Origin of the sequence: Flavobacterium sp. 5, from assembly GCF_002813295.1 — a bacterium.
Lineage (GTDB): Bacteria > Bacteroidota > Bacteroidia > Flavobacteriales > Flavobacteriaceae > Flavobacterium.
In genome coordinates this window covers 518395-534780 of sequence record NZ_PHUE01000001.1, presented here as the reverse complement: position 1 = coordinate 534780, position 16386 = coordinate 518395, and the positions used below count along the sequence as shown (strand labels likewise).

The following is a 16386-nucleotide window of genomic DNA, read 5'->3' as shown; positions in this document are numbered from 1 at the left end:
ATGTCATCACAAAAAAAATATCGTTTTTTAAATCATTTTTGGACCAAAGAAAGTGGACTCAGCGGAATGCTGGTGTTGCTTTTTGCGATGCATTTTTTTATAATTCCGTTGTTTAGTAGTTATTCAGCCTTTATGATTATTATCAACATATTTTGGATGTTGTTTCTAATTGCTGGAATTATTACTTTATCCAGAACCAAAAAGAGAACTGTATTACTGTCGATTATACCCTTTTTATTTGTCCTTTTTAACTGGATTATGGTTTTTGAAAACAGTCCGTTTGTGCAATTGGCAGATATAGTTTTAACGGTGCTGACTTTTGGGTTATTGATTGTATTGGTTTTAACCAGAGTCTTTGAGCCAGGACCTATTACCGAATATAGAGTTATTGGTTCAATAGTAGTTTACATGCTTTTAGCACATCTGTGGTCTGTTATTTACTCGTTTATTTATCAGCATATTCCGGGCGCTTTCCAAATTACTTTGCCTCCATTTGAAAGCAATACTTTAGAAGCTAATTTTATGTATTTTAGTTATATTACAATTACCACAACAGGATTTGGAGAAATTGTGCCCTTGCATCCTTTTGCACGCGCTATGGTACAAGTCGAAGCTATAATAGGAGTATTGTATCCTGTAATTTTAATAGGCCGTCTTGTATCAAATGCCAGTGAAAATAAATCTAAAAAGAAAGAAAAAACATTACCCAATTCATAAATTATCTAATCATTAAAATAAAACCACATGAAAGATTCGTCCGAAATTAAAAGTAAACAGATTTTTGAAACCATTCTACAGTTAGGTATTGTCTTCCTTATTTTAGGATTTTGTTTCAAACTCTTACTACCTTTTATGATGCCAATTCTTTGGGCAATTATATTAGCTATTGTATTGTATCCGATGTTCAATTTTTTACAAAAAAAATTAAAAGGGCGCAAAAGTCTGGCATCAACCATTATTACACTCACCATTTTAGCACTAATTATTTTGCCTACAGTAGCCTTTTTTAATTCGGTTACTTCTACTGTGGTAGATTTAAAAACAGGAGTTGAAAACGGAACCATCAAAGTTGCAACCCCAGGTCAAAACATCAAAGATTGGCCTTTAATAGGGGATAAGGCATACAATTTTCTATATGCATTATCTACCGATATGGAGAAAGGATTATTGGAGTACAAAGCACAAATCCTAGAAGTTTCCAAAACTGTATTGTCCAAAGCAGCGAGTTCAATAGCCTCTTTATTGTCGATTATCCTTTCTGTTATCATTGCGGGAGTATTGATGGTTTCGACAAGTGCACAAGACTTGGCAACCAATTTTATCAAGCGAATATCGGGCGAATCGGGTGATGAATTTTTAAATATATCAATATCGACAGTCTATCAAGTTGTAAAAGGAATATTAGGTGTAGCCATAATTCAAACCCTAATACAAGCCGTTGGACTCTTTGGATGCGGCGTTCCTTTTGCAGGTGTACTTACGGTATTGTGTCTAATGTTATCCATAATTCAAGTTGGACCAATTATTATCAACCTTGGAGTAATAGCTTATCTTTTTTCATTAGACAATACCACTGCAGCTTTGCTTTGGACAGTGTTTTTCGCCGTGAGCGGACTTTCAGATAACGTTTTAAAACCATTATTATTAGGAAAAGGAGCAATGGTACCTATGCTTGTTATTTTTCTTGGAGTAATTGGCGGATTTATGATGTCAGGATTCATCGGTTTGTTTGTAGGGCCAATCGTGTTTTCAATAGGCTATAAATTATTTGTTGCCTGGATGGACGACAAACCAGGAAACACCGTTGTTCAAAACGATTTGAAAGAATAAATTACTCTCCCAGTTTACTAAAATTCATTTGGGCGTGCCCCCGTTTAGCAAAGGGGCTTACAATAGTAACGGGTATACAGCCCCTTTCCTAAACGGGGTCGGGCTATACGCGCTACTTCGGTAGCTAGCTTCTATCCCTCACGCGGGCCCACAAACGTATAAAAAGGCAAAAAATACCAATCCCTTCCTTTTACTTTAAGAACAATACTCAGCCCCATTTACCAATGGGGCTTTTTTATGCTCAATTAGTAAGTCTATAATTGTTTTGGATTGCTAATTTTCGTCAAAACAATGATTTATAGGAATCATATACCCATAAAAACGTAGTGTTATTCCTGTAAATAGGGAGTGTACCTACCCCTATTTAGGGTAGCTTACCTCCTTATTTTACCCCCTATAACTCCCCATTTTGGGTGGTATACCTACTGTTGTTGCCCCATTTATCTCCCTATTTTAGAGGGTATTACTCCCTGAAAGGGGGGAGGTATACTACCGTTTTTGGGTAGATAAGCTTCCTATTTGTAGGAGATGTAAAGTGTTAAATAAGAAGATTTTACTTATATTTTGTTCTGTAACCCATAAAACAGTGATAATTATGCCAAGCAGGAATACCAAACATAGCTTTGACCGAGGCGAACAATACCCTTTGATAGGGAACTTTATCAATTATCACATCTCACAGCAAACAAAAACCAAAACCGAGATAGCCAAAGCATTGGGCATACTCCCAAAAGGCTTGGGGGACTATTGCAAGAAAGATACGTTACAGTTTGCTGTTTTATGGAAACTGAGTCTAGTGCTAAAACACAATTTTATAGCGCAACTAGGTGAGTACCTACCGTATCGTTTTGAAAGCATCCGCGAAAGAGCCTTGAAATAAGATCTAGCTGAGAAAAATGCACTAATCCAGAAAATGGAAATACAGTTAGATGCCTTTAGGGAAATACTCAATCACCAATAGCAAAGCAAAAAAGTAATGGATCATAAACTACTATAGACTTTTTAATTCTTTGTAAGAATATTTTAATATCTTCGAAAATAATAATGCGTAAATAATTGCGACAATCAGCCCGTATTTTGGTGTATAAACGTTATAACGTAGCGTGTATATACAAGTTAGGCGACAGCTACAATGTGAAAAAATCCACTGAAAAACAACATTTTAAAGAAGGATTTTAGATTTAGTTAGAATCGAAAAGCAGAAACTAAAAAAGCAGAAACTTGAAAGTTGGAATTGAAAATGTGGAAACTTGAAAAGCAGAAACTTGAAAATTGGAACCGAAATGTGGAAACTTGAAAAGTAGAAACTTGAAGTTGGAATGGAAATGCAGAAACGTGAAAAGTAGAAACGTGAAAATTGTAATAGAAAAGCAGAAACTTGAAAGTTGGAATTGAAAATGTGAAAACGTGAAAAGCAGAAACGTGAAAGTTGGAATTTAAAAATAGAAGCGTGAAAAGTTCACGGTGGAAATTAAAATTTCCGTTAAAAATAGCCGTCGCCTAACAGCCGTTACAAGAGATTTGGGCATTTGGCTGAATTTAAAAATGGTTTTGTATTTGGAAAATTTGTGCATAATGGAAAAAATACGCATCTTTAATCCCAAACCTCTTGTAGCGCCAAGACGTTGGCAGAAACCAGTTGAAAAATTGGAAAAAAAAGAAAATTTATGAAAAAACTAATTCTAATATTTGTATTAATACTAAACTTAAGTTGCTCATCAGACACATCAGAAGTTGGAAACGAACTTCCTTATTTTTCTTTTTTGCAGATTGATAATGATAAATTTGTAAACTCAACAGAAGTTGGAAAAATATTAATATATAAAAATCAAAATAATGCTGAGTTGAAATTTAAAGTATTGAAAAACAAAACCGAAAAGCAACTTGAAAGCAGAGGTGATTTTGTCAATGGCTTTACAAAATATTTCTATTACGATGAACAGAGAATTGAAATGCAATCAACTTTATTTGCTGAAGGAGATTTTTGTTGCAATAGCTCATTTTACTTAAGTTTGAAAAGATGGCCAAAAACATTTCAGACAAATCCAATTGTAATTTCAAAAGATTCAAAGTTTATAACAAATATTGGTTTAGTACCATTTGTGACTGGAATACAAAGTGCATTTTTAGATTATACAGAACAATTAATAGATATGACAATAAATGGAGTGATTTATAATAAAGTCAGAAAAATCGATATTACACCAAATCCTTTCCCAAATGCAAATTGGCAATTACCAAGTTTAAAGAATATCTATTTTGAACAAAATAAAGGAGTAATTGGTTTTGATGATTTGCAAAATAATGAATGGAGATTACAAAACTAAATATTCTGGCATCTGCCAGCCGTTACTCTATCTTTTTCTGCTCATTTGTTCTTTCAATTTTTGTTTTTTAATTACTTAAATATATGAATTTACAAACATAGGAGCCGTTACAAGATACTTGGGTTTTAGGCTAAATTTAAAGATGGTTTTGTATTTGGAAAATTTGTGCATAATGGAAAAAACTCGCATCTTTAACCCCAAGCATCTTGTAGCGCCAGGACGTTAGCTGTCAGGCTACCGCAGAAAGTGGAAATTAACTAAAAGAAAGAAAATTAGCATCAAATAAAATGATAAAAGGACTTTATGAAACTCATTTGTACGTTGAAAATTTAGAAATCTCAATTGACTTCTATAAAAACATTCTTGGCCTTGATTTTTGTTATTCAGAAAAAGAAAGAAGAGTTGCTTTTTTTTGGATTGGGAAAACTAAAGAGGCTATGTTAGGAATTTGGGAAAAACCAAAAGAACAAATTGACAAACGTCATTTTGCGTTTAAATGTGAAACTGATTTTATACTTAATGAATCTTTTGAATTCTTAAAATCACATAACTTAAAACCAAGAAATTTTTTAAGTAATGGAAAAGAAGAACCAATGGTTTTTGCTTGGGTTCCAGCAATTTCAATTTATTTTGAAGATCCAGATGGACATTCTTTAGAATTTATATCAGTTTTGGAAGGAGAATCAAAACCAGAAAATGGAATAATAACTTATGAGAAATGGCTGGAACTTGAAAATAAATAAAAGCCCGAACGGCTAACAGGCGTTTGGCAAGATTGCGAATTTTGTGGTAAATTCACGTTTACATTTCGTAAGAAATTTTATCTTTAACAGAAAATAATCGGTTCCGAAGTTCGCAACCTCGCCAAGCGCCAGAACGTTGGCAGTAATATTATCGCAGACTCAAGAATCTAACGCAATTTTACATGAAAACACTTTGTAAATAAATATAATAGATTATGCAATCAAAGATTTCCAAAATGAAAATAGTGATAAGTATTTCTATAATAGCTTTATTAATTTCAAATTGTAGTAGAAAAACTGATTTAGACAACCAAATTACTATAACAATAAATTCAGTTGACAGTAAAACCAAACTCCCTAGAATTAATACGTTTGATGATGTTGAAGTTAGAAAAGAAGGAATTGGGTACTTAATGAAGACTTTTAAAAGAGTTGGAAAATATAAAACAGATTCTACGGGTTCTGTTAAAGTTAAAATTGACACTACTAAAATATATGATATCTCAGTATTAGCCGAAAATGCATTAGGTGGAGATATGTATTACCCAGGATATTTAAAAGATGGCCAAAAGGTTATTATAGAAGTTGTGTCTCTTGAAAATAAGTAAATATCTTAGAAAAGAATAAATTGATAAAATGAAAACGACCAAATAAAAAAAAATCTAAAGAACAACAGATGGTAACAGCCTTTAGAAGAGATTTGAGCATTTGACTTAATTTAAAGATGGTTTTGTATTTGGAAAATTTGTACATAATCAAAAAAACTCGCATCTTTAATCCCAAACCTCGCCAAGCGCCAGAACCTTGTAGACAATACCCCGCAGAAGACAAATCAAAATAAATTTTTAAATTAAACTAAAATGAGTCCTAACTTTTTTTCTAACATATTTCTTTGGTTTTTATTAATGGCATTACCAGAAATTGCGTTTTCGCAATCCGACTTTACCATTCAAGATGTAAAGTTTGAAAGTCAGGGTGTCATGCTTGCAGGCTCAATTTTAATACCTAAAACCCCCTTTGCAGCTGTTGTAATTGTTCACGGGTCTGACCCAGTAAAAAGAGAAATGGAATTCGCGAAACGTCTTGCCAAAGAAGGTATTGCTGTATTGACATATGATAAACGTGGAGTTGGAGAATCTGGCGGTGTGTATGTCGGTCCATCTGTTGGTACGAATAATATTGATACTACAAATCTTAATTTATTATCGAACGATGCAAGTTCTGCTGTAAATACATTTCGAACCTATTTGAAAGATAAAAAAGTACCAATCGGATTAGTTGGTTTCAGTCAAGCAGGATGGATAATTCCTATTACTGCAACCAAAAATCCACAAATCGAATTTATGGTTCTATTTAGTTGTCCTACCATTACAACTTTGGAACAACTTAGATTTCAGTTTTATACCAATGGAAATAATGATTTTTGGGAAAATCATACAGAAACGGAAGCTCGTGAACATATTAAAAATGATTCTGACCGATATCAATTTACTGCTACTGACCCAAAAACTTCTCTGGGTACTCTTTCAATTCCTGGGCTTTGGCTTTTTGGAGAGAAAGATATACAGATTCCAGTTAAGCTGTGTATAGAACAATTAAATGCCTTTAAAGTTAAAGGTAAACTTTTCGAATATACCTTGTTTTCAACATTAGGGCACAATACTGTTTTTGCCAATAGTACAGAACCCTTTGATATTTCAATTCAATGGATAAAACAGAAAATGTTGAACAATAAGAAGTATAAAGTATTAAAATAAAGCACTGCCTACAATAGACGTTATCTTTAGAGACTGTTACCAAAGTAGTTTATTTACCAATTGACCATTTTCTTCAATCTTTTATGCACAATAAAAAATTAAATAAAGTATATCAGGATTTATATCATCAGGCTTATCCTAAAATTTTGAAAGGCGAGTATTCAATTGATGAAAAGATAGATAATGCATTAGACCAAAGATTTGGAATGACATTATTGATAAGGCCTCAAATTGAAGTCAAGAATGATATTCAAAAATTCTTGAATGAACTAAAAATTCTTGAGCCAGAACAATATTATTACCCAAATTCTGATTTGCACATAACGGTTTTGTCCATTATATCCTGTTATGTTGGATTTAATCTTGAGAATATCTCAGTCAGTGAATATTCCAAAATAATTAGTAAAAGTCTTGAATCAATAAATGAATTTGAAATTGAATTTAAAGGGATTACAGCTTCCGAATCGGCTATTATGATTCAGGGTTTCCCCAAAGACAATACTTTAAATACTATTCGGGAAAATTTGAGAGACAATTTCAGTCAATCCATTTTGCAACAAAGCATAGATAAAAGGTACCCATTAATAACAGCACATATAACTGTCATAAGGTTTAAGGAAAAATTAAAAGATGTTGCTAGCTTTATGAACTATATTGAGAAATACAAAAATCATGATTTTGGAACTTTAAAAGTTGATAGTTTGTATTTAGTTTACAATGATTGGTATCAAAAGAAACAAAAGGTTCAGCAATTAATGAAATTCAAAATTTGATAGAAAAAAAAACTTTACTTCAAGTTTCACAATACTAAAGTTGGAATTTTTAATTTATGATAGACTTGGTTTTATGTTATATCATCCACAAATTTGTTATAATAAAAACACTCCCAGTCGTGTGGTGAAGATGGAATTTTAGAGCGATGGATTAGTCTTTTTAAACAAATTTAAGCTAATCAAAAAACACAGAATTTTTAAATTCATAAACTCATCAATCATAAGAACTTCAATAAAAAACCTTAATACAAAGTGTTAAAAATGTAAGTGATACTTGTGATTTTATTTTTCTGATTATAGAAAAGGTAATAATTTTCTTGTGGGGCATAAGAGAATACAATACCTTGCAATAGTTAAATTTAACTATAACTGATATGAGAAAAAACAAACTCTTTATAACATTATTTGTAACATTTTTTGTGTGTTTTGCTGCTAAAGCACAGTACACAGTTATCCCTGATGTCAACTTTGAACAGGCTTTAATCAATCAAGGATACGATTCTGGTAGTATAGACGGAAAAGTACTTACTTCTGCGATTGCTAATATAATTAGTTTGAATGTTTCGTCTAAATCTATCAATAAATTAACAGGAATAGAGGCTTTTGCTGCTTTGGAAAAGTTGAATTGTTCTAATAATAATTTAATCGCTTTAGATGTAACTCAAAATACCGCTTTGAATACTTTAGATTGCTCTAAAAATTTAATCGCGACTTTAGATGTATCAAACAATACAGCTTTGACTGATTTGAATTGCGAGACTAATCAGTTGTGGGGTTTGGATGTAAGTAAGAATATTGCTTTGTCTCTATTTAATTGCTCTTTAAATCATTTGACAGTTTTGGATGTAGCTCAAAATACTGCTTTGACACAGTTGCGATGCGGATCAAATGAATTATCAGTTCTGGATTTAACAAAAAATATTCATTTGACAGATTTTTATTCTACTGAAAATAATTTTACTTCTTTAGATTTAACTCAAAATACTGCTTTGATTAATTTTGAATGCTCTTGGAGTTATTTGAATGCTTTGGATGTAACCAGGAACACTGCTTTACAAGTCCTTAAATGTAACAATAATCCGTTGAAGAGTTTAGATGTTTCGAAGAATGTTTCATTAACGAGTTTAGATTGTAGTTCAGATGAACTGTCTATGCTCGATGTTTCTAAAAATGTTGCGTTGACTTCTTTCTTTTGTGATTCTAACAAATTGACGAGTATAAATGTTACATCAAATGTTGCTTTGATTAACTTGAAAGTATCAGAAAATCAATTAACCAGTCTGGATGTTTCCAAAAATATTTTATTAAAAACCGTAGGGTGTTATAATAATAAATTTGTAAGATTGGATTTTTCTAAAAATGCAGTATTATCAGATTTGAACTGTAACAGCAATTCAGTATTAACCACATTGAATTTAAAAACCGGTAAGACAATTTCAATTTTCAGGTTAGATTGTACTTATAATTACAAGTTAACTTGTATTTTGGTTAATAGCGTTGCGTATTCTCAAGCGAATTGGATAGATAAACTGGAATTTTATGCAAAATATAATGAGGTAGATTGTAATACATATACTTTAATTCCCGATCCAAAATTTGAAGACAAGCTTATAGCATTAGGCATTGATACTGATGGTAAAAATGGTAAAGTTATAACTTGGGATATATCTTCATTAACTACTTTGGATGTTTCCTTTAGCAATATTGTCAATCTAACAGGAATTAAGGATTTCGCTGCATTAACCAGTCTTAATTGCGCAGGAAATGCGTTAGTGGGACTTGACTTATCTAACAATCTTCCTTTAGTCTCATTAGATTGTTCTTCGAATCTATTGACTGCTCTGGATTTGTCTAAAAACATTAATTTAACAACGATTCATTCTGATAAAAACAATCTTTATGCTTTAAATCTAAAAAATGGAACTAATAGTCAGTTGACTAATCTTAATTTCACGACAAATCCAAATTTGTCCTGTATTTTGGTTGATGATGCAGATTATTTCAACACCAATTGGGCAAATGTAAAAGACGATACGGCTAGTTATAACAATACAGCTTGTACGACTGCTTATACATTAATACCTGATGCTAATTTCGAGCAAGCCCTGATTACTTTAGGTTACGATTTTGGTTCTATAGATCACAAAGTACTTACTGGTAATATAGCTGGTATAACTAGTTTGGATCTTACTAATAAAAACATTGTAGATTTAACAGGAATACAAGATTTTGCAGCTTTGAAAAATTTGAATTGTGGTTATAATAAATTGACCACTTTAGATATAAGCAAAAATACAGCTTTGACCATTTTAGATTGTAGTTCTAATCAATTGACTGATTTGAATCTAACTAAAAATACATCTTTAACGTATTTACATTGTTCAATAAATCAATTTACTACTTTGGATGTAAGTAAAAATGTATCTCTAACCGATTTTGATTGTAGTAACAACAAATTGACCGGTTTGGATGTGAACAATAATATTGATTTGATTACATTTTATTGCTATAATAATCAATTAGCCAATTTGAATGTAACAAATAATACTGGTTTGATTACATTTTATTGTTTTATGAATCAATTGACTACTTTGGATGTCAGCAAAAATATGGCTTTGACTAATTTTTATTGTAATAAAAATCAATTGGCCGCTTTGGATTTACAGTTTAATACTGCTTTAATCTATTTGGATTGTAGTGAAAATCAATTGACTACTTTGGATATTAGTAAAAGTACTGCATTGAAAGAAATCTATAGTAATTCAAATCAATTGGCTGCTTTGGATATTAGCAACAACACTGATTTGGCCTATTTGGATTGCGGATCAAATAAACTAAAGTACTTGAATCTTAAAAACGGAAACAATAGCAAATTAACGTATTTCAAATCCACAAACAATTTTGAACTCAGCTGTATTCAGGTCGATAGTATAACACCTCCAAATGGTAGTTGGACAAAAGATCCTACTGCAAATTATAACATCGTTTGCACTTCACTAGGATATACCTCCATAACCGATACCAATTTTGAGCAAGCATTGATTGATTTGGGTTATGATTCTACTCCAATAGATGGACAAGTACTTACTTCCAATATTGTTGATGTAATCAATTTGGATGTATCTGCTAAAAATATTTCAAATTTAACAGGGATAAAGGATTTTGTAGCATTGAAAACCTTGAACTGCTCACAAAATAAATTGATTACTTTGAATGTGAGTAAAAACATTGCTTTGACGGAGTTGTATTGCAATAATAATCAATTGGTGACTTTGAATATTAAAAGTGGAAATAACGTTAATGTAACATCTTTTGATGCTAGAAACAATCCTAATCTTAAGTGCATTCAAGCCGATAGTGTAACTCCTCCAAATTCTGGTTGGAACAAAGATGTTATTGCAAATTATAACATTACTGCCTGTTATACAGCTATTCCAGACCTCAGTTTTGAACAAGTATTGATTGCTATGGGGTATGATTTTGGTAATACAGATGGAAAAGTACTTACTGATAATATTAACGGTATAACCAGTTTGAATGTCTCTAGTAAGAATATTTCAAATTTGGCAGGTATAGAGGATTTTGTGGGTTTGAAAACTTTGGATTGTTCTTCAAATTTATTAACCACTTTGGATGTAACCCGTAACTCAGTTTTGACTGCTTTGAATTGTCGAGCAAATAAATTGACCGCTTTGGATGTAAACAAAAATACTGCGTTGGCTATTTTGATTTGTAATGGTAATGAATTAGTCACTTTGGATGTGAGTAAAAATACCTCCCTGATTCAATTTGTTTGCTGGGGCAATAAATTGACAGCTTTGGATGTAAGTCTAAATACAACTCTGACAGAATTGAATTGTGGATCAAATTCATTGACTACTTTAGATGTAACAAAAAACATAGCTTTGAATACATTGGTGTGTAATGATAATCAATTGACAACTTTAGATGTAACCAAAAATATAGCTGTCACTACATTGTATTGCAGTGGCAATAAATTAGCCACTTTAGATATTAGTAAAAATACCGACTTAAGTATTTTGTATTGTTTTGATAATAAGTTAGTTAATTTAAATTTAAATAGTAATACAGCATTAACGGTATTACAAGGTTATTCAAATCAATTTAGCACTTTAGATGTAAGTCAAAATACTGCTTTAACTACTTTGTGGTGCAATAATAATCAAATGACTACTTTGGATGTTACAAAAAATACAGCTTTGACTTATTTGAAATGCTATTCAAATCAATTGACCAGTTTAGATTTAAGCAAAAATACTGCTTTGAATACGATGCAAGGTTATGCCAATCAATTGACTGTTGTAAATATTAAAAACGGTAATAATAGCAAAATAACTACTTTTAATGTTACAGCTAATCCGAAGCTTACTTGTATTCAAGCGGATAATGTTAATGCTCCAAATTCTGGATGGGAAAAAGATGCAACTGCGAGCTATAGCATTACCTCTTGTTCAGTATATTCCTATACCAATATCCCAGATACGAACTTTGAACAAGCCTTGATTAATTTAGGATACGATTCTGGTAGCATAGACGGAAAAGTACTTACTTCAAATATTGCTAATGTGATCAGTTTGAATGTCTCAAGTAAAAATATATCAAATTTAACTGGGATACAGGATTTTCTGGCTTTGCAGAACTTGTATTGCAATAACAATCAATTGACCACTTTGGATGTTACCAAAAACACGGCTTTGACTTTGTTGAATTGTAATAGAAATCAATTGACCACTTTGGATGTAAGTAAAAATACAGCTTTGATAGGTCTATATTTCGATTATAATCAATTGACAACTTTGAATGTAACACAAAATACAACTTTGATTGAGTTGGAGTGCATTGGTAATCAATTGACAGCTTTAGATGTAACCAAAAATATAGGATTGATTAACTTAGATTGTAATTCAAATAAATTGACAGCTTTGGATGTAACACAAAATACAGCTTTGACTGATTTACGTTGTTTTTCAAATCAATTATTTTCTTTGGATGTAAGTAAAAATACAGCTTTGACTTATTTAGATTGTAGTTCAAATAAATTGACAGCTTTGGATGCAACCAAAAATAATGCTTTGACTAAGCTATATTGCTATTCTAATCAACTTACCTCTTTAGGTTTAACAAGGAGTAAAACTTTGGTTGATTTAAATTGTAATAATAATAAATTGACTGTTTTAGATGTAACCTCAAATATAGGTTTGACTTCGTTGGATTGCTCATATAATCTATTGACTGCTGTGGATATAACCAAAAATACTGTTATAAATGCTCTATATTGTGGTAGTAACAAATTGACAGCTTTAGATGTAACAAAAAATCCCGATTTAGAATATTTGAATTGTTTTCAAAATCAACTGACCACATTGGATGTAACTAAAAATCCCGTTTTGATTAGTTTTCATTGTGCTAATAATCAGTTGATTAATTTGGATATAAGCAAAAATACAAATTTGACCCAGTTGTATTGCTTTTCTAATAAATTACTAAATTTGAATATTAAAAATGGGAATAATAACAAGATAACCACTTTTAATGCCACATTGAATCCAAATCTTACTTGCATTCAAGCCGATAGCTCCACTGCTCTAAATAGTGGTTGGGAAAAAGATGCTACGGCAAATTATAGTACTATCGCTTGTAATCCACTCACATACACTGCTATTCCTGATCCTAACTTTGAACAAGCTTTGATTGATCAAGGAATAGATTCTGGTAACATAGATGGAAAAGTACTTACTGCCAATATTACCAATGTAACTGGTTTGAAACTTGCAAGCAGAAATATTACAAATTTGACAGGTATTCAGGATTTTGTCGCTCTGGAAATATTGGATTGCAGTTCAAATTCATTGACTTCTTTGGATGTAACCAAAAACACTGCTTTAACTTATTTAGATTGTTCATACAACCAATTAATCGTTTTGGATGTAACACTAAATTTGGCTTTGACTTATTTGAATTGCTCTCATAATAAATTAGGAGATACAAAAAGCAGTGCTAAAAAGATTGTTTTAACCACTGATTTAGCTTTGGATGTAACCAAAAATATTGCTTTGACTTATTTAGATTGTTCTTTTAATCAATTAACCACTTTAGATGTGACCAAAAATGTGATTATGAATTATTTGGATTGCTCTAATAATCAGTTGATGACTTTAAATATTGAAAATAAAAACAACAGTAATATAACTACTTTTGATGCCACAAAAAACCCTATTCTTACAGCTATTCAAGCCGATAAGAATACTGCTCCGGATGGCAATAATTGGACAATAGATAGTACAGCATATTATGTCGGTTCTGCTTTGTCTAATCCTGATTTTGAAGAAGATAAAAATTCGGGACTAGTTTATCCAAATCCTAGCAGCGATACTGTAAATGTTGAGATGAATCAGGAAATCGAAGAAGTTATTGTAATGAATCTTATTGGTCAGCAGTTGATTAGAGAATCGGTTCATTCAGTTCGAACAAAGGTTGATCTGTCCTCTTTGGCCGAAGGTGCTTATTTTATAAAAATTATTTCGGCTAATAAATCTTCAGTAATCAAAGTGATTAAAAAATAATTTTTTCTAAGTTATAATAATGCAAAAAAAAAAAAAGACCACCAAAATTTGAGTGGTCTTTTTTGCTTTTGGAAGTTGAATTCTGTAACATATTTTGATGCTAGAAATAATCCTAATCTTAAGTATTTTTAAGTTTGTTGAGAATTAAGTGAATTATGATTAAGCTAAAGATATCAGCGTTAATAGAGTACTAAATATAAACAAGAATACGCCAAGCAGCGAATAAAATATAGTACTGTACATTTTTTTTAGTTTTAAAATAAAAGTATAAAGATTCATATTGATGGTACAATCTAAACCTTTATTTACTATTTCTTTTTGAAAGGAGATTCTTCTGAATCTTTTCTTGATATAGATATTTTTCTCTCTATATATCTTTGATGTTTAATAGTTTATTAACTAGTAAAGGTAAAGAAATAGTAATATTTTTTCTCTCATTTAAGAGAAATATAAAATTATTCTGTTGGATGGAACTCAATTCTATACAAAAAGCCACAATGTCATTCAGGGACAGTTGTGGCTTTTTAACAAATAAAAACTAAAAAGGTTGTGTATTAGAAACAATATTGGTTTTCTGCAACTAATTTTGTGGTGATTGTTTCTCTTAAACCAACAACATTTGGCATGTTGGTATATTTAGTATAGCGACGTAATCCCATTAACATCATACGTTGTTCATCACCTTCGGCAAAAGAAATAATGCTTTCTTTTCCTTTTTGTGTAATAATATCTACTGCTTGGTACAAGTACAATTGCGCCATTGCAATTTGTTCTTTGATTTTATCTTCACCATTTGTTTTGGCTAATTTTTCGGTTCTCAAAATTGCACTCTCAGCCATATATATTTCGATTAGAATATCAGAAGCAGCCATCAATAATTGTTGGTGAGCATCTAAATCTGGTCCGTATTTTTGTACAGCTCCACCAGCAACCATAAGAAATGCTTTTTTCAATTTACCTATCATTTCTTTTTCTTCAGCAAACAATTCAGAATAATCAGGAGTATCAAAAGATGGAATTCCCATTAATTCTTCTTGAACTTTAGAAGCAGGTCCTAATAAATCAACATGTCCTTTCATGGCTTTTTTGATTAACATACCCACTGAAAGCATTCTGTTGATTTCATTGGTTCCTTCGTAGATACGAGCTATACGGGCATCTCTCCAGGCACTTTCCATAGGGGTGTCTTCTGAAAATCCCATTCCACCAAAGATTTGAATTCCTTCATCTGCACAATTTTGAACGTCTTCAGAAACGGCTACTTTTAAGATAGAACATTCGATAGCATATTCTTCAACACCTTTCAATTCTGATTCTTGGTGAGAAACACCTTCAGCCTCACGAGCTGTAATTCTGTCTTCAATATCTTTTGCAGCACGGTAAGTAGCACTTTCTCCTGCGTAGCAAGATGTTGCCATTTCGGCCAATTTAGAACGAATAGCTCCAAATTGTGAAATAGCGGTGTTGAACTGCATTCTTTCGTTAGAATAATGAACAGCACCCGTGATTACTCTGCGCTGTGCATCCAAACATGCTGCTGCCAATTTGATACGACCCACATTCAAAGCATTCATTGCAATTTTGAAACCATTTCCTCTTTCAGACAACATGTTTTCCACAGGGACTTTAGTTTCATTAAAGAAAACCTGACGGGTAGAAGAAGCACGAATTCCTAATTTATGCTCTTCTTCATTCATAGAAATTCCATTGTCTGGAGTGTTTTCTACGATAAATCCTGTAATGTTTTTGTCATCACCAATTCTTGCGAATACGATAAATACTGAACAGAATCCTGCATTCGAAATCCACATTTTCTGTCCTGTGATCGAATATGTTTTTCCGTCTTCAGATAAAACTGCTTTTGTTTTTCCAGAGTTAGCATCTGATCCTGCACCTGGTTCAGTTAAGCAGTATGCTCCAAACCATTCACCAGAGGCTAATTTAGGAACGTATTTTTGCTTTTGTTCTTCGGTTCCGTATAATGTGATTGGCATAGTTCCAATTCCAGTATGAGCTCCAAAAGCAGTAGAGAATGACCCCGTTGCTCCCGAAATATAATCACATACCAAAACCGTATTTACAAATCCCATTCCCATTCCGCCATAAGCTTCCGGAACTGCTACGCTTAAGAAACCAAGATCTCCGGCTTTTTTCATACACTCTTGTGTATACCCATAATCTTTTTTCTCAAAACGATCTTTGTGTGCCCACAATTCTTTGTCAACGAACTCTTTTACAGAGTCACGCATCATTAATTGCTCTTCATTGAAATCTTCCGGAGTGAAGATATCTTCGCATTTTGTTTCTTTTACGATGAATTGACCACCTCTTGTTTTGTCGCTCATGACTTTATCTTTTTGTTTAGTTTTTTT

The 16386-nt window shown here is 31.9% G+C and carries 10 protein-coding genes; 9 read left to right on the top strand and 1 reads right to left on the bottom strand.

Features of this window, described 5'->3' with window-relative positions; all coding sequences use genetic code 11:
- The 9 genes from CLU82_RS02095 (at nucleotide 1) to CLU82_RS02050 (ending at nucleotide 14014) form a co-directional block, all read left to right on the top strand.
- Nucleotides 1–717 (top strand): potassium channel family protein, encoded by a 717-nt coding sequence (locus tag CLU82_RS02095; protein WP_100841526.1) that lies wholly within the window; start codon nucleotides 1–3, stop codon nucleotides 715–717.
- A gap of 27 nt (nucleotides 718–744) precedes the next feature.
- Complete coding sequence (locus CLU82_RS02090; protein ID WP_100841525.1) at nucleotides 745–1830, top strand: AI-2E family transporter; 1086 nt, start codon at nucleotides 745–747, stop codon at nucleotides 1828–1830.
- 595 nt (nucleotides 1831–2425) lie between these two features.
- Nucleotides 2426–2710 (top strand): hypothetical protein, encoded by a 285-nt coding sequence (locus CLU82_RS02085; protein ID WP_100841524.1) that lies wholly within the window; start codon nucleotides 2426–2428, stop codon nucleotides 2708–2710.
- Between the two features lie 787 nt (nucleotides 2711–3497).
- A complete protein-coding gene (locus CLU82_RS02075; protein ID WP_100841522.1) occupies nucleotides 3498–4157 on the top strand; it encodes a hypothetical protein in 660 nt (219 codons plus the stop codon).
- Between the two features lie 287 nt (nucleotides 4158–4444).
- Nucleotides 4445–4900, top strand: a complete 456-nt coding sequence (locus CLU82_RS02070) for a VOC family protein (RefSeq protein ID WP_100841521.1) — start codon at nucleotides 4445–4447, stop codon at nucleotides 4898–4900.
- A 236-nt stretch (nucleotides 4901–5136) separates the two neighbouring features.
- Nucleotides 5137–5508 carry a hypothetical protein gene (locus CLU82_RS02065; protein WP_157813307.1) on the top strand — a complete coding sequence of 124 codons (372 nt, stop codon included), beginning with the start codon at nucleotides 5137–5139 and terminating at the stop codon, nucleotides 5506–5508.
- A 252-nt stretch (nucleotides 5509–5760) separates the two neighbouring features.
- Nucleotides 5761–6657, top strand: a complete 897-nt coding sequence (locus CLU82_RS02060) for a S9 family peptidase (protein ID WP_100841519.1) — start codon at nucleotides 5761–5763, stop codon at nucleotides 6655–6657.
- Between the two features lie 83 nt (nucleotides 6658–6740).
- Nucleotides 6741–7430 (top strand): 2'-5' RNA ligase family protein, encoded by a 690-nt coding sequence (locus CLU82_RS02055; RefSeq protein WP_100841518.1) that lies wholly within the window; start codon nucleotides 6741–6743, stop codon nucleotides 7428–7430.
- 374 nt (nucleotides 7431–7804) lie between these two features.
- Complete coding sequence (locus tag CLU82_RS02050; protein ID WP_100841517.1) at nucleotides 7805–14014, top strand: T9SS type A sorting domain-containing protein; 6210 nt, start codon at nucleotides 7805–7807, stop codon at nucleotides 14012–14014.
- A gap of 554 nt (nucleotides 14015–14568) precedes the next feature.
- On the opposite strand, the gene CLU82_RS02045 is transcribed toward CLU82_RS02050, so the two are convergent.
- Nucleotides 14569–16359 carry an acyl-CoA dehydrogenase family protein gene (locus CLU82_RS02045; RefSeq protein ID WP_100844899.1) on the bottom strand — a complete coding sequence of 597 codons (1791 nt, stop codon included), beginning with the start codon at nucleotides 16357–16359 and terminating at the stop codon, nucleotides 14569–14571.
- Nucleotides 16360–16386 lie beyond the last annotated feature (27 nt).

What these genes read in the sequence shown, in the direction of transcription:
- CLU82_RS02085 (WP_100841524.1), top strand. Translation starts at nt 2,426, where the DNA reads ATGCCAAGCAGGAATACCAAACATAGCTTTGACCGAGGCGAACAATAC.
- CLU82_RS02095 (WP_100841526.1), top strand. Translation starts at nt 1, where the DNA reads ATGTCATCACAAAAAAAATATCGTTTTTTAAATCATTTTTGGACCAAA.
- CLU82_RS02060 (WP_100841519.1), top strand. Translation starts at nt 5,761, where the DNA reads ATGAGTCCTAACTTTTTTTCTAACATATTTCTTTGGTTTTTATTAATG.
- CLU82_RS02050 (WP_100841517.1), top strand. Translation starts at nt 7,805, where the DNA reads ATGAGAAAAAACAAACTCTTTATAACATTATTTGTAACATTTTTTGTG.
- CLU82_RS02055 (WP_100841518.1), top strand. Translation starts at nt 6,741, where the DNA reads ATGCACAATAAAAAATTAAATAAAGTATATCAGGATTTATATCATCAG.
- CLU82_RS02075 (WP_100841522.1), top strand. Translation starts at nt 3,498, where the DNA reads ATGAAAAAACTAATTCTAATATTTGTATTAATACTAAACTTAAGTTGC.
- CLU82_RS02045 (WP_100844899.1), bottom strand. Translation starts at nt 16,359, where the DNA reads ATGAGCGACAAAACAAGAGGTGGTCAATTCATCGTAAAAGAAACAAAA.
- CLU82_RS02070 (WP_100841521.1), top strand. Translation starts at nt 4,445, where the DNA reads ATGATAAAAGGACTTTATGAAACTCATTTGTACGTTGAAAATTTAGAA.
- CLU82_RS02065 (WP_157813307.1), top strand. Translation starts at nt 5,137, where the DNA reads ATGAAAATAGTGATAAGTATTTCTATAATAGCTTTATTAATTTCAAAT.
- CLU82_RS02090 (WP_100841525.1), top strand. Translation starts at nt 745, where the DNA reads ATGAAAGATTCGTCCGAAATTAAAAGTAAACAGATTTTTGAAACCATT.